The 14,385-nt window shown below is 44.2% G+C and carries 13 protein-coding genes and 2 pseudogenes; 11 read left to right on the forward strand and 4 right to left on the reverse strand.

Features of this window, described 5'->3' with window-relative positions; genetic code table 11:
* Window positions 1–1,804 (forward strand): hypothetical protein (locus B3N33_RS05280; RefSeq protein WP_292592411.1); only part of this gene is annotated, 1,804 nt, incomplete at its 5' end.
* Window positions 1,805–2,198: 394 nt separating this feature from the next.
* Here B3N33_RS05280 and B3N33_RS05285 read toward each other — a convergent pair.
* Window positions 2,199–2,450: pseudogene (locus B3N33_RS05285) on the reverse strand (IS1634 family transposase); the annotation flags it as partial.
* A gap of 418 nt (window positions 2,451–2,868) precedes the next feature.
* Between B3N33_RS05285 and B3N33_RS05290 the strand changes: the two are divergent.
* Both B3N33_RS05290 and B3N33_RS13030 read left to right on the forward strand, forming a co-directional pair.
* Window positions 2,869–3,174: a hypothetical protein gene (locus B3N33_RS05290; RefSeq protein ID WP_292590261.1), complete on the forward strand. Its 306-nt coding sequence runs from the start codon at window positions 2,869–2,871 to the stop codon at window positions 3,172–3,174.
* Window positions 3,175–3,200: 26 nt separating this feature from the next.
* Window positions 3,201–3,437 (forward strand): annotated as a pseudogene (locus B3N33_RS13030) (GNAT family N-acetyltransferase); the annotation flags it as partial.
* A gap of 69 nt (window positions 3,438–3,506) precedes the next feature.
* Here the strand turns inward: B3N33_RS13030 and bcp are convergent.
* Complete coding sequence (gene bcp / locus B3N33_RS05295; protein WP_214079830.1) at window positions 3,507–3,977, reverse strand: thioredoxin-dependent thiol peroxidase; 471 nt, start codon at window positions 3,975–3,977, stop codon at window positions 3,507–3,509.
* A gap of 760 nt (window positions 3,978–4,737) precedes the next feature.
* On the opposite strand from bcp, the gene B3N33_RS05300 reads away from it, so the two are divergent.
* Together B3N33_RS05300 and B3N33_RS05305 are read left to right on the forward strand one after the other, a co-directional pair.
* Complete coding sequence (locus B3N33_RS05300) at window positions 4,738–6,081, forward strand: transglutaminase-like domain-containing protein (RefSeq protein ID WP_292590264.1); 1,344 nt, start codon at window positions 4,738–4,740, stop codon at window positions 6,079–6,081.
* A gap of 259 nt (window positions 6,082–6,340) precedes the next feature.
* Window positions 6,341–6,973 (forward strand): hypothetical protein, encoded by a 633-nt coding sequence (locus B3N33_RS05305; protein WP_292590266.1) that lies wholly within the window; start codon window positions 6,341–6,343, stop codon window positions 6,971–6,973.
* A 148-nt stretch (window positions 6,974–7,121) separates the two neighbouring features.
* Here B3N33_RS05305 and B3N33_RS05310 read toward each other — a convergent pair whose 3' ends face one another.
* Window positions 7,122–7,718 (reverse strand): GerMN domain-containing protein, encoded by a 597-nt coding sequence (locus B3N33_RS05310; protein WP_292590268.1) that lies wholly within the window; start codon window positions 7,716–7,718, stop codon window positions 7,122–7,124.
* Window positions 7,719–7,802: 84 nt separating this feature from the next.
* On the opposite strand from B3N33_RS05310, the gene uvsE reads away from it, so the two are divergent.
* From uvsE to B3N33_RS05340, 6 genes are all read left to right on the forward strand, one after another.
* Window positions 7,803–8,438: a UV DNA damage repair endonuclease UvsE gene (gene uvsE / locus B3N33_RS05315; RefSeq protein WP_292590271.1), complete on the forward strand. Its 636-nt coding sequence runs from the start codon at window positions 7,803–7,805 to the stop codon at window positions 8,436–8,438.
* Window positions 8,439–8,443: 5 nt separating this feature from the next.
* Window positions 8,444–8,710: a hypothetical protein gene (locus B3N33_RS05320; RefSeq protein ID WP_292590273.1), complete on the forward strand. Its 267-nt coding sequence runs from the start codon at window positions 8,444–8,446 to the stop codon at window positions 8,708–8,710.
* Between the two features lie 77 nt (window positions 8,711–8,787).
* Window positions 8,788–10,659, forward strand: coding sequence for a nucleoside-diphosphate sugar epimerase/dehydratase (locus B3N33_RS05325; protein WP_414674178.1), 1,872 nt, complete (start codon window positions 8,788–8,790; stop codon window positions 10,657–10,659).
* Window positions 10,656–11,195: a hypothetical protein gene (locus B3N33_RS05330; protein ID WP_214060561.1), complete on the forward strand. Its 540-nt coding sequence runs from the start codon at window positions 10,656–10,658 to the stop codon at window positions 11,193–11,195. The genes B3N33_RS05325 and B3N33_RS05330 overlap by 4 nt, the downstream gene beginning before the upstream one ends.
* Window positions 11,195–12,355 carry a DegT/DnrJ/EryC1/StrS family aminotransferase gene (locus B3N33_RS05335; protein WP_292590276.1) on the forward strand — a complete coding sequence of 387 codons (1,161 nt, stop codon included), beginning with the start codon at window positions 11,195–11,197 and terminating at the stop codon, window positions 12,353–12,355. The genes B3N33_RS05330 and B3N33_RS05335 overlap by 1 nt, the downstream gene beginning before the upstream one ends.
* Window positions 12,355–13,254 carry a glycosyltransferase family 4 protein gene (locus tag B3N33_RS05340; protein WP_292592416.1) on the forward strand — a complete coding sequence of 300 codons (900 nt, stop codon included), beginning with the start codon at window positions 12,355–12,357 and terminating at the stop codon, window positions 13,252–13,254. Before B3N33_RS05335 ends, B3N33_RS05340 begins: the two co-directional genes overlap by 1 nt.
* On the opposite strand, the gene B3N33_RS05345 is transcribed toward B3N33_RS05340, so the two are convergent.
* Window positions 13,244–14,179, reverse strand: a complete 936-nt coding sequence (locus B3N33_RS05345) for a magnesium transporter CorA family protein (RefSeq protein WP_103134656.1) — start codon at window positions 14,177–14,179, stop codon at window positions 13,244–13,246. The genes B3N33_RS05340 and B3N33_RS05345 overlap by 11 nt on opposite strands.
* Between the last annotated feature and the right edge of the window lie 206 nt (window positions 14,180–14,385).

Here is a 14,385-nt window from a genome sequence, read left to right on the forward strand (position 1 = left end):
GGATTTTCTCTTACAGGGAAGACACACTCTCGTTGGCTCGAACACCGAGGACTTCTACGCCCTTCACGTAGGTATAGAGAATCGTGAGATTGAGTCCCTCAAACTCAGGCTGGATACAGATCTAAGATTCGACACCGGATTCGCCCTGTCGCGATTCCTTATAGAGAGCCGGGGAGAGTATCTCGGTCTTGATAGGCTTAGACCGGCATATCACATTCTCTTCACGAACGACCTGAAGACCCAGAGCAGCAGATTTGAAGTCCAGGCCGGCCTCGCATATGTTCCCCAGTTGAGGAGCCCTCTGGCTCTCCTTGCGGAGGGAGCTTACTATATAAGCAGAAACGGAGAAGAAACGACTTCTGAAGGCCGACTGACTCTTGACACTGTCTTCTGGTATGATAGAACCTTCAACTTCGCTCTGACCGGGGAGATATATCTCAAGAAAAACATGGTTTACACAATAAACGGACTCAGAGCGGAGAAGTCTTTTGCCGATCTCTTCTATATCACCGGTGCCGGATATCTTGTAAACGATAATAGAGGCGGTTTCTATAACAGATTCATAGTCCAGGCCGGTCTCACCCTGTGGCCGGATACAGTTGTCTACGCCGGTTATGGCTTCGGTTCGCTGAAGGAGAGCTTCCTTGGAAATCTGGGAAAGGACGGCTTCTACTTTGGAGTAAAAATCAAATTGGACGACAGCTGGTTCTTCAAGAGCAGAAGCACCGGAAAGTTGAACCTCTACTTCTTCCTCGACAAGGATCTCGATACGAAATTCGATACAGGTGAGATGCCCGTAAGCGTCAAGGTGAGAATAGATGGCATAGAGTACAAGAGCGATGGAAATGGAGTCATATCTGTCGAGTTGCCCGTCGGTCTTTACAGAGTCGAACTCGTAGAATACCCCGATTCACTTGTTTCCTTGCTTAAGGATTCTCCAGAGCTTCAGATAACTGAGTACGGATCCAGAGACTTCTACTGGCCGTTTATGGAGTCTCCAGCGTACGTAGATATACGTATCTTTGTCGACTCGAATTCTTCGGGCACATACGATAAGGAAGAGGAATACCTGAAGAGCTTCTCTATCAACATAGGCGAGGATGTAGTGTTTACCGAAGACAAAACACTTACCGTCCCGGTCTCATCGGGAATTATAAGAATCTCACTGGATCTGGCCTCGCTAGGTTCGGGTGTCAGTATCACGACCGGTACTTTGAACAGACAGTTAGAGCTGAGACCGGGGGAGAGGAAGAGTGTCGAATTTGGAGTCGCCTTCCAGCGGAAAATCGAAGTGGTCCTCTTCAGAGACCTGAACGCGAACGGTCTGAGAGAGAGCGAAGAGCCTCTTCTGGATGCTTCAGGTATTCTAACCATAGGCGGAAAACCCTTTAGAATAGGCTCCCGGACGATCCTTGAGGGTGTTCCTGCCGGTGTTAGCAGAGCAAGTCTGACGATGGACAGGGGCTTTGAAAGACTCTACTCTCGCACTACATCAATTGAAACAATTGAAGTTGACGAGAAGGGCGATACTCGACTCGAGATTGGATTCGCTCAAAGGAGCTCACTGAACATATCTTTGATTGACGAGACAGGAGATTATTTGTATGAAGTGGTTAGTCTGAATGTCGATGGAATCGAATTCCAGGTCTTTGGAATGATCGAACTGGTAGGACTTGTCTTTGGGGAACACTCCATCGAAATAACCGAGTTGCCAAACGGATATACTGTCTCAGAAAATCTGAGGACAATATGGCTCGAACCTGGTAAGAACAGTGATCTAACGATTTCAGTCGAGAAAAAATAGTGTTCACCTATTTTCGAGTGCTCGAGCCTGGCATCATATAATAACAAGCATATCGATACGTTGAATGATCGGAGATATTGACCTCAGATAGCATCTAAGTTCACCAGACGACAACAATCGCAAGAAAAAGGCTTCGAAGTTTGCTGCAATTGTTGCACTTTGCAGATTATACTGGCGGTACCAAGAAAACCTGAACTTATTGCTCTCATTGCTTTTGAAGTGCTCCATCGCCAGACCTTTCAAGAGTTAGCTTTAGAAATCGCTGCCCCACTTAAGAAGCAGATCAATTTGCAGGAATGAGAACTTAGACTCAACTTTGACAGCGACAAATCTAAAAACAGCTAAACAAGGGGAAAAATGAAAAGAAAAACAGACGTACCACCACAGTGGTATATTATGCAATCTCTTTGAGTAGATCCGGTGGTCTTATTTTGAGTGATTTGAAAGCGTCGTAAGCATTGCCCATCATTTCAGTCCTTGCAAGAAAGCGTTTGCCTTCTACCGTTAGCTCAACTGCCCTTATCTCTTTCAAGTCTTCAAGTATTTCTGCGTAAGAGAAAGTACTTCCAATCTCTTTCAGCTTTCTACATAAGGCAGTCTCCATTACAAGCGCAAGGAAACAGATCATTATGTGTCCCTTCACCTGTTTTTGGCAAGTAGGAAATCGCTCTTCCTCAATAAGTAAGAAAGGAGTGTTCTATTTTGCCTGTTTTGCCAGAAACACTCGACTTTAAGTAGATTCTATTTTGATGCATTAACTCCCTCTTGAGTAGATTTAATTATGATGCATTACGACGCCGGATCTGAGATAGAATATGCGTTATACGCTTGAATGAAGGTGGTGTCGCGCGATAAAAAAGGTAGACGACTCAATCCTGAAGAGTTTCATAGAATACAGTCGTCGTGTGGCACCAGAACACGACGATTAATATCTTCCTTGCGACGACTTTGTTGCAGATGAGAGACATCCCTCTGTAGTACTCTTAAGTGAAGATGGAAGAGTAATTGGAGCAGCTTCACTGATCCTTGAAGAACCTTATAGAAAGGCTGGAAAGGGAAGGTTCATGATCTTTCATTCAGAAACTTCGCAAGTCGGTGCTTACAGGTCGCTTCTGAATTCCATTTCCGGTATGATTTCCGAAGTTGACGAAGTATATATCTTCGTCTCACCCGGGCGACCGGTTCAGAAAATCCTTGAGGAAATCGGTTTCTCCATAGAAAGATACTTTTTTGTCCTAAAAGGAGGGCTTGAGCACGTTTCACTCGACATTCCCAAGGAAATCAATTCACAGATTTCTCGATTGACCTTCGTGGACAGGCATACTGTTGTATTATCAACTCGGCCTTCGCTGAAATTGCAGGTCACTTAGACATCACCGAGGACAAACTGAGAGAACTGACTTCAAACAGAAAGGTACCTGATTCCGGTATCCAGCTTCTTCTTAAGGGGAATGAGCCTATCGGGCCCTTCTTCTCAGAAATCAACGAAGATGGACATCTGGAAATCGGTCCCATAGCAGTTCTGCCGCGCTTTCAGGGGCATGAATTCGGTAGGTTATTATTGCGAAAGGCATTACGGCTTTCGCTGAAACACGAACTTGAAAGTGTCCTTTCGGTGAATGCGGCAAATGAAAAGGCTCTATCTCTAAAGAGGGTTTCGAAAAGATGTATAGCAAGGTTTGCTACAGACTACTTATCCCGCCTACTTCAACTTGCTTATGAAATTCAGGACTTCTTGTGCGTGACCCTTTGCTTTAACGCCTCTATACTCCCTAATGAGAACCCCTTCTTCGTCAATAATGAACGTCGATCTCTCAGTTCCCAGATACTCCTTACCGTACATCTTCTTCGGCTTAATCACGTCAAACAGCTTGTGTATCTCTTCATTCTTATCGCTTAGAATGGAGAAGTTTAGATCAAGTTTGAGTGCGAAGCCTTGATGAGACTTTTGACTGTCCCTGCTGATTCCTATTACAACCGCATTGTTACTGGCAAATTGATCCGCTAGATCTCTGAAGTTTTCCGCCTCAAGAGTACAACCCGAAGTATTGTCTTTTGGGTAGAAGTATAGAACGACTCTCTTGCCCGAAAAATCCGACAATGACACTTCAGTTCCGGTCTGATCGGGCAAAGAAAAATCGGGAACAGCTTTGTTCAACTCGATTTCTGCCACATTAGCACCTCCGGAATTCATACTGGCTGCCAACTACATACTCTTCACTTGACCAAAGCTAGGCGCCGTCTCTTCAACAACCATTATATGACAAATACCTCTACTCTTTCCGAACGCGGAGCTCTCTTTTCCTGCTCGCCATTATTTGAGTTCTCGAGTTACATTCATCCTATACTGATCAATTAAGAATGCCTTCTATTAACTGTCGCAGGAACCTCTATGATAACGAAAGAGTACTCTGAGCATGGATCTCTACCAGTCTAGAATACGTTCTAGTGATCTGTGAATGAATGCGGCGCACATACAAGATCAAAACAATGGCATGAATCGAACTTCCCCGAAATCCAAGGAGAATCAATGATTGTTTAGGTTTAATGAGCGTATCAAGTTCAGTGCTTGTCTTTGAAAAACGGAAAGTGAGAATTCGGCAATTCAAGACAAAAGAAACACTGATTTCCGTTTCGGGGTAATCGTCTTTCACAGGATTATTCCCTTGCGAGCTCAATGACATAATCTGTTCATTGACAGCATTCAACGTAAATTCAAAAGGCTTACATTGACTTGGCATGCTGATTCTCACTCGATGCATAGTTTTTCTGGCACAGAATTGCTTTGGCTTATTCAGTGGAGAAAATTCCACCCCTAATATCTCAAAAGAATAGCGGTCTCAGAACGGAGACCGCCTTTTTTTTGGAAAGACCTTGCAGCTGATATAATCATCTTGAGTTCACAGGTTGAACTGAATGGGGGGGGGACGGATATGAAGTTTCTTGCGGCACAACTTCCGGAGAAGATAAGCTTCTTCGAAAGTATTGGGGATTATGACGGCGCTTTAAAGGAGATAGAGATCCAACTTGATGATTATCTCCCTTCGATAATGATTGAAAGACTAAGGTGGGAAAGAGAGAGAATCGTAAGGCTCAAAAACAACTATCCCTATTCGGCTTCAGAGGCTCTGGGGATTCTCTCAAGAGATCTTGAAGGATTCACTGAAGGGGAATTCGATTCTCTCAACAGCGCCAGAAAGCTCGACTCCATGATTTTCGACGGTGAAGAGAAATTCGAGAAAAGATTCGATAAGAACCTCCTATTCACGATGCCAGAATACGAGAAGCGACTGAAAAACAAGAACACAGATAGGGAAGCGACCAGAGTCTCTCTTCACAAAGAAATAGATCGACTGATAAGTGAAAGGCAACCCGCAAGATTCAGAGTAGTTGCAAAGTCATTGATTTCCGTCGAAGGTTCCGATGAAAGTGTCTATCGTTGCTGGTTACCTGTATCCAGAGTTGGAGATCAGGTGTCTTCAACGAGGATCTTGAGTTCAAGCCACAGCTATTTTCTATCACCGGCTAACTACTCTCAGCGTACTGTATACATGGAAGCGGCTGCAAAGAACGATACGGTTTTCAGCATCGAATATGAATACGAAATCTCCGAAATATCTACTTCCCTAGACCCCTTTAGCTGTGTAGAACCTGACGCAAAGAGATTCTCGGGCTATCTATGCGAACAAGCTCCTCATGTAGTCTTTTCGCCTCTAGTCAGATCTTTGGCGGAGGAAATTGTCGGGAGCGAAAATAACCCTTATTTCATCGCGAAGAGTTTTTACGACTGGATATGTGAAAACGTCAAGTACACTTTTATGAGTGAGTATGCACTCTATCCGAATCTCTCCGAATTCGCAGCCGTCAATCTTAGAGGCGACTGCGGAGTGAAGGCTCTCTTGTTCATTACCCTTTGCAGGATTAAAGGTATTCCTGCCAGATGGCAGTCCGGATGGTTTGCAGCTCCTTTGGGTGCCAGCCCTCATGACTGGGCGATGTTCTGGGTTGAGCCTTTCGGCTGGCTACCTGTAGACTGTTCATTTGGAGGGTCAAGAAAAGATATGCCGGCATACAGAGAATTCTATTTTGGTAATCTCGATGCATTCAGAATGGTTTCTAACTCAGCTTTCATGTCTCCCCTTGTGCCTGCCAAGAGATTCTATAGATCTGATCCTTACGATAACCAGGTAGGGGAAATCGAAACCGGGTCCAGAAACTTGAGGTCAAATGAGTGGGAATACTTACTGGAGATTTCATCGTTTGAAAGAATATTGTGACTCCTCCTGAAGTTGAAATTACCCGGCGAGACTAAACTTGTTGTTTTGCCTTGATACTCGATTGCTATCAAAGACAGCTCTAACTGCCGTGAATGTGGTTAAACGAAATTTGCTCCGATCAACTCAGTTAACTCTCTGGTCTTATATGCTTGCCTCAAAGATGTTCATGATTTAGGCTTCCCCACTATTTCCAGCTGAAAGAAAGTAAGGCAATTGCTGGTAAACTTACTTGCATTCATTCCAATTTAGGAGGCTTTCTATGAAGAAGACACTGATTTTGGTGTCACTACTGATTGTCTTTGCCAGCTCGGCTTTTTCACACATTCCCTTTTTCCTTACTCCTGAAGACTTTGTGGAAGGATCATATCTTGTAAAAGAAATTGATCTTTCCCAAATCTATTACTACATTTTCTCATCAGCGGAGAAGATCAGATTTGTTTTCGAAGGGACCGCCGGCCAACAGTTTCATATGCTTTTTGGAGTACCAAAGGAAGCTGACAATATGAAATCAACTGCAGATTTCCGACCGAATCTGACATTTTATGGTCCAGATCGAGAGGTTCTCGAAGACTTCTTCCTCGAAAGCACAGAACCTGAGATAATGTACGAGTTTTTTGGCGATACTTACTCATATCTTTACGTCAGGCACGACTCAGAGCTCACTAAAGAGGGGATCTATTCTGTTGAAATTGAGGCTGAAGGTTCCGGAAGGGCATGGATAACTTTCGGAAAAAAAGAGAGATTCACGGTAGCCCAGATAGCAGCTGTCCCAAGGTGGATTACAGAGATGAGAGCTTTCCATTATCATACCGGACTCGCAAAGTGGGAGAAATACGGTCTTGGAATAGTAGGAATCATAGGTACGACTCTCATAATACTTGTCTTTTTCTGAATGAAAAGGAATAGCAGAGCAAAGAGAGACAACGAAAAAGACGCCCGTTTTCGGACGTCTTAGTAATTATTGTACCACGGATATTTGTTAAAGTCAATTGCTTTGCGCATTACCACATAGTAAACTTCAGTTTCAGCTTGCACTCACTCTAGGGTTGGAAGATGTTTTCGGGTTCTAAGACAACACTTTTGACGGTATCAAACTGCAGTGCAGTCTTCTCAATCTGTGCCTTCAGGAGGCTCACTCTGCACGATCCACCTGAAGTGAATCCCAAAGGATCCGAGAATCTCAGATAGAGAACTCCATTTTCCAGCTTCGCTCCAAGAAACTGAAGCTCTCTGCCAGGGAATTCCGTCTTGAACCCGAGGTCTCGTTCTGCCTTTGTCAGTTCACCTCTTATAAGAAGACGTACAACGTCGTTAATTGGAGACTGAGAAACCGGAATTGTTCTTTGTACAGGGATAACAGCTTCTATATCGCAAGCTATTTCACCGTTTATCAATCTGTCTAGAAGCTCGTTGTAATAGTAAAGATTAACGTTCATAGTTCTCTGTACACCCGTTACAGCACTTATCTCCAGTTCAAGTGCCGCCTGATGCTTTTCGAGGTTCGCAATCTTGTCCGCAAGATTCTTCACCTTTCCCAGCTGAACAGCGAAAAGCACAAGAAGAAGGATTGAAAGCCCAAAAAAAACAACAACGGCTACCCTAAGAAATGGGAAAGATTGCTGCTTCTTAACCCTCAAAGAACTCACCTCTCAATCAATATCGAATCAATTATACATTCTCTATCCGAAACTCAGCTAAAATACTATGGTAGGAGGTAGAAGATGAAGATTGGATACACGTGCATCAACAGAACCGTAAAGTGCTGTTCTGCGAGGACACTCAGGCTTTCATCATACAGCGAAGAGAGATTGCTTGAAACTACAGCGGCAAATCTCATGTGCCTTGAAAAGATCCTTGAATTCAACAGAGCGAAGAGTATCCTCTTCTTCAGAATAACCTCAGACTTGATTCCGTTTGCATCCCACCCTGTTTGTAGGGTTGACTGGGAGATGCATTTCAAGAGTGACTTCGACAGAATCGGGAAGATGATAAGAACATACGATATGAGGATTTCAATGCACCCCGATCAGTTCGTCTTACTTAACTCACCCAAGCGTGAAGTTCTGGAAAACAGTATTTCTGAGCTTAAGTATCATGCCAAGCTTCTGGATCTTATGGGGCTTGACAAGAGTGCGAAGATTCAGATTCACTTTGGTGGAGTTTACGGAAAGAAGAAAGAGGCTATGGAAAGATTCATTGATCGGTACAAATATCTGCCCGAAAACGTACGCGAAAGGCTAGTCATTGAAAATGATGAGAGGCTTTACTCGCTGGTGGACTGTCTCTCGATAGATAACTCTACAGGTATTCCCGTACTTCTTGACGTATTCCACACTCAATTCTCGGCGATGGAATAACTCAAATGGATTCGCTGAAGCTTTCTCAGTGGACATGGCTTCCTGAAGACGGCATCCCCGTTGTCGACTACAGCACTCAACAAGGTGGAGCAAGAAAGGGTAAACACACGGAGAGCATCGATCTTGAGCATTTTTCAGACTTTCTTAGAGTAAGCAGTTCATATGATTTTGACATAATGCTCGAGATCAAAGACAAGGAGCTGTCTGCTCAATCTGCGATTCGCGTTGCTCAGACAGACGAGAGGTTTTCTCGTGTTACTAAGGGGTGTTGAAGCTGAGATCATTTTCAGATGGCTTCCGAATTCTGAGCTTGCGCTAAGTATGCTAGAATCTCCATGAGGTGAGGTGCTTGAAAAGACACGGTGATCTAAGTGGCTTCAGAAGAAATCTGACACTTCTGGTTTTCGATTCGTTGATGGTCTATTTCGCATTCATTTTAGGTATGTACTTCAGATACGGAATCTTCACTTTGGACGAACCTCAGTTTTTTGTCAATGGAGTCTACTTCAGCTTATTCATAGTAGTCTCTCTGATTCTGAATGGAGTCTATACAATAGCCTGGAGTTACAGCTACTTCAGAGATTATCTGATTATTCTAAGGGCGGTCGTCATAGGTTATGCAGTAGGGTTTGCTACCGGAAGACTTCTGAATCTTTTTGGCATCAGGTTTCTTACGGTACCATTCACGGTATCGACTATGGCTGCCATTATCTCTGTGTTTTTGATTATCTGGTCAAGGATATTCTGGCTGAGCATATTGAGTAGAAATCATCATGTCGTTTCCTCTGCAGAGAGAGTACTGATAGTGGGCGCCGGTGATGCGGGAACTTCAATAGCGGAGGAATTGTCTCGCCGCCCAGAAAATGGGCTGGTTATAGGGTTTATCGACGATTCCCCAAGAAAACTTCGAAAACGGATCAGGGGAATCCCGGTTTTGGGAAACACAGACGAAATCATGGCCTTGGTTGAAAAGATGGATGTGAAGCGAGTCATAATCGCAATCCCTTCTGCTGATGCAGCTACTTTGAGAAGGATTTTCTCAAAGATCGATGTGGGAAAGGTAAAAGCTCAGACGCTGCCTAGCATTACAGAGATAATGGATGGCAAAGCGAAGCTAGGATACTTGAGAGAGATCAACATCGAGGACTTGCTTGGCAGAGAGAGCGTGCGCATCGATGCGAATTCACTTAAGGATTACATTGTCGGAAGAACTGTACTCGTAACCGGTGCCGGAGGAAGCATCGGAAGTGAGCTTTGCAGGCAGATAGCTCCACTGAAGCCCAGAAGACTGCTGCTGGCGGGTAAGGGAGAAAACAGTATCTATGAGATCAGACAGGAGATTGGGTCGTTGTTTCCCGATCTCGATCTCTGTCAGCTGATTTGCGACGTTGCCGATTCATCAAGAATGAGGTATATCTTCGAGACGATGAAACCCGAAGTCATCTTTCATGCAGCGGCTCACAAACATGTACCTCTGATGGAGGAGAACCCGACGGAAGCGTTCAAAGTTAATTCCATTGGCACTTACAACGTTGCTATGCTTGCCAGTGAGTTCGGTGCGGAGACTATGGTGGTAATATCTACTGATAAAGCCGTCAAGCCGAGTTCTGTAATGGGCGTTTCAAAAAGAATCGCAGAGGAGTTCGTTAGGTCTATCTCATCGAGAAGTAAAACAAGGTTCGGAATAGTCAGATTTGGCAATGTTCTGGGAAGCAGAGGAAGCGTGATCCCCCTCTTTAAGAAACAAATCCAGTCGGGCGGTCCCGTTACCGTGACGGACCCAAGAATGACTAGATATTTTATGACTATCCCAGAAGCTGTATCGCTTGTGCTTCAGGCAGGAGCTTACTCCGGAGGCGGAGACGTTTTCGTGCTAGATATGGGAGAACCCGTCAAGATCTCTTCTCTTGCAAACGAGATGATCACACTGGCAGGATACGTACCGCAGCAAGAAATAGAAATAAAGTACACGGGAGTTCGACCGGGCGAGAAATTATTCGAGGAACTTGTCCTTACGAACGAAGAATTTATTCAGACGAAGCATCCAAAGATTTTTCGTCTGAAGACAAAGGAAGCAATGGATGAAACGACCTTATTTTCGATAGCCAGTCGCCTTAGGGCAGCCGTTGATAACAACGATTTTGAAGAGCTGAACAAAATCACGGCCGAAATAGTTGACGATGCCACAGTCAAAATAAGTGCCGGGTGTGATTTTCGATGAGATGGTATGTGGAATTTGTCAGAGATTTCCCCTTTGCTTCTGCAATGATTCAGTTTGCGATTCTCGGAACTCTTGGAGATTTCGTCAGCGCAAAGATTGCAGGTTCTAAGGAAAACCTCTCTGCTTCCGTAATGGTTTTGAAGGCGCTAGAATGGGCTTTCCTGTCAATCTTCATAAAGATTGCCTTCATTGGCTACGAGGGATTCGTTTCTGCTTTGGTAATCAACAGAATTCTGCCGACATCCTTCGCAGAAGACTCATTTCTGAATGCAGTCACACGGTCTGCATCAATGAATCTTCAGTTTGGAGTCTTCTTGGTTCTGTTTCACAGGTTGCTCGATAATCTTATTCTTCATGCTAAGAACTGGAAAAACGTCGATAAAGCCTTATTCTCTCTGATATGGTTCTGGCTTCCAGCACACACATTGACCTTTTTACTGCCAAAAGACTTCCAGATTGGTCTTGCCGCATTATGGTCGTTCATGCTGGGACTAATGCTTTCTCTATTTTCAAAGTCTCCCCAGGAGGTGAAGTAGTGTTTATACCCCTTTCCAGACCGGACATAACTGAAAGAGAGATATCCGCTGTTACTGAAATCATGAGTAGCGGAATTCTATCCATCGGACCAAAAGTCGCAGAATTTGAAGAAAGGTTTGCAGAATATATTGGTGTCGAGCACGCAGTTGCAGTAAACAGCGGGACCAGCGCCCTTCATCTTATAGTTCGCTCTCTCGACTTGAAACAGGACCAGGCGGTGATCACAAGCTCCTTCACTTTTGTGTCCTCAGCCAATGTTGCAGTATACGAAGGCGCCGTTCCTGTTTTCGCAGATATTGACGAGGCAACATACAACATCTCTCCAGAGACTTTGGAAGATGCTCTTGGCTATTATTCGAAAAACGGTTTGAATACAGGTCAAATTGAGTTAGGACCCTTCATTCCAGATGTTTTCATGGCGGTCGATATTTTTGGTCATCCCCTTGAATGGGACGGGATAGAAGGTGTCTGTAACAGACACGGCGTAAAAATCATAGAGGATTCATGTGAGGCGCTGGGGAGCTCCTTTATGGGGCGGAGAACCGGCACTTTCGGTCTCGCAGGTGCATTTGCATTCTATCCAAACAAGCAAATCACAACTGGGGAGGGTGGAATAATTGTTACTGACGACAGCAAGATTGCCGAATTATCGAAAAGCATGCGGAATCAGGGAAGAGGTACATCAGAAAATTGGCTTGAACATGTGAGGTTGGGCTACAATTATCGGATGGACGAGATGTCGGCAGCACTGGGTTTAGAGCAGCTTAAGAGAATTGATGAAATTCTAGCAAAGCGGCAGAGAGTTGCCGACAGATATGAGAAATTGCTTTCAAAGATTGATGGAGTAGAGACTCCCTTTGTGGCAGACTACGCTACAAGTATCGGCTGGTTCGTGTATGTCATAAGGCTTGATGAAAAGATAGAGAGAGACAACTTCATGAAATACCTCAATGACAATGGTGTTCAGTGCAGAGACTATTTCAGACCTATACACCTTCAACCCTTTTATATGACAAAGTTTGGATTCAAGAATGGCATGTTTCCCGTAACTGAAGAGCTCGCAAGAAGAACGGTTGCTATTCCTTTCTTCAATAATCTGTCTGAAGAAGAACAGCAGTTCGTTGCTCACACTATTGAAAAGGCTTTGGAGTATAACTGATGATGGCTTTTGTCTACGCTCTCGTTCTCTCGGCCGTACTATGTTTCCTTTTTCGTAGAGTTGGCATTAAGCTAGATCTGGTAGACAGGCCTTCGGGGACTCTAAAGCCCCACGAAAAACCGATTAGCTATATGGGTGGAACTGCAATTCTACTTGCGCTTGTTCCATGGCTAATTCAGAGTCCGGAGTTCTTCCCCGCAATAATCATCATGTGGACTCTGGGCTTTGCGGACGACATAAGAGGCATATCACCAAAGATCAGACTGGTAGTGGAAATTCTTGTTGGATTCTCCGTTGCATTCGTAATCTACGGCTTCTCGACAGTCGATTCGATAATACTATCAATCATCTTTGCAGGAACGGTTAACGCCTATAATATGGTGGATGGACTTGACGGAATATGCTCAACTAATATGATTGTTTTCGGAATCTTCGCCTTCTTCACGGGATTTGTGCCTCTTATGTCTCTTGCAGTCGCTGGCGCTTATGCCGGATATATGATCTTCAACTTTCCCCCCGCAAGGCTTTTTATGGGGGACCAGGGATCATACATCGCCGGAACATTTGTGGGAACGTTACTCATACAGTCTTGGGGAAGTCAGAATTTCGTTCGAGTTGCAGCTATTTGCTGGCCCGTAGTACTTGACCTTTTCGTGGGTTTCTTGAGAAGATCTATTGCGAAGAAATCACCTTTCACAGGTGATAGAGATCACTATTATGACAAAATATTCAAGCTCTGTGGACAGAAAAAGAGAGCCACGCTATTAATATCTACCGGCATGGCTCTCTTCTATGCAGTCTTAGGGCTATTTCTTCCAGTTACGCTAATTCCCCCTGTACTACTGTTGACTTCGTTGACTCAGATCTTCCTTCTTAAGTCTCTACGAACTACTTCTTAAACCATCTAATTTTGAAGAGTATTATGGCAACAAGAAACGCCACAACTCCCGAGAGACCCATTGACCAGTAGAAGATAGAACTGTAGTTCATAAAAGGAAGTTTGACATTCATTCCATACATCGATGCAACCAGTGTCGGAATCTGAAGAGACAAAGTCACTATTGTCAGTATCTTCATTACAACGTTGAGGTTGTTGGAAATAACAGACGCGAAGGCATCCATCATTCCCGTCAGAATGTCGCTGTAAATATTCGCCATCTCTATAGCCTGTCTGTTCTCAATGGAAATATCCTCAAACAGCTCTTCGTCCTCCTCGTATAAAGTTAGAATGTTGGCTCTCTTCAGCTTTTCAAACATCAACTCGTTGGACCTAAGAGATGTGGTAAAGAAGACCAAAGACTTTTCAAGATTCAACATTGCCACCAGTTCTTGATTCCTGGTCGATCTGTGCAACTCTGATTCGACTTCATTTGACAGTCTTCGGATTTCCTTCAGATACCTAAGGTAATAAACCGTTGCCCTATCGAAGATTCTTAGAAGAAAACGATTACGCTTCTTGGTTGATATGTCCCTAACTCTGCCTTCAACTATGTCAGAAACAATGGCGTTTTCGAAACCACTTATGGTAACAAAATAACCGGACTTCATAGCGATACCAAGAGTGGTCGTTCTGTAAGGAACCGCCTCGTCGTTGATATCGAAGTATGGAAGCTTAGTAATCACGTAGATGAGTTCTTCGTCTTGCTCAAACCTTGCCCTTTCTTCCTGATCTAGAGCATCATACACAAAGTCCTCGTCGATCTCCAAACTTCTGAGAAAAGCTATATCACCACTGTCAGGTGCAATAACATTGATCCAGCAGCCTTCCGTCGGTGACTCTATGACTTTCATTTTTCCATTCTCTGAAATCAGTATCTCTCGCACACCTACACCTCCTCTTCTAGTAGCAAAGCAACTCCGATTAGATAGAGGGAGGCTTCAATGGGCGAGACAAATCAAAGTGGTGGTTCACTCTCACTACTGTATAATTCCATTTGGCTCACCTCCGCTTTGAGATTATATCACGCAATTAATCATCACTATCTCGTGATCCGAAATTCTCTGAACCGCCGGATAGTTGTCTGCCATCT

The organism is Mesotoga sp. UBA5825, from assembly GCF_002432955.1.
Taxonomy (GTDB): Bacteria; Thermotogota; Thermotogae; order Petrotogales; family Kosmotogaceae; genus Mesotoga.

Coding starts and splice junctions, on each gene's coding strand:
- B3N33_RS05300 (WP_292590264.1), top strand. CDS start 4,738: ATGAAGTTTCTTGCGGCACAACTTCCGGAGAAGATAAGCTTCTTCGAA.
- B3N33_RS05290 (WP_292590261.1), top strand. CDS start 2,869: ATGATCTTTCATTCAGAAACTTCGCAAGTCGGTGCTTACAGGTCGCTT.
- B3N33_RS05330 (WP_214060561.1), top strand. CDS start 10,656: ATGAGATGGTATGTGGAATTTGTCAGAGATTTCCCCTTTGCTTCTGCA.
- uvsE (WP_292590271.1), top strand. CDS start 7,803: ATGAAGATTGGATACACGTGCATCAACAGAACCGTAAAGTGCTGTTCT.
- B3N33_RS05320 (WP_292590273.1), top strand. CDS start 8,444: ATGGATTCGCTGAAGCTTTCTCAGTGGACATGGCTTCCTGAAGACGGC.
- B3N33_RS05305 (WP_292590266.1), top strand. CDS start 6,341: ATGAAGAAGACACTGATTTTGGTGTCACTACTGATTGTCTTTGCCAGC.
- B3N33_RS05340 (WP_292592416.1), top strand. CDS start 12,355: ATGATGGCTTTTGTCTACGCTCTCGTTCTCTCGGCCGTACTATGTTTC.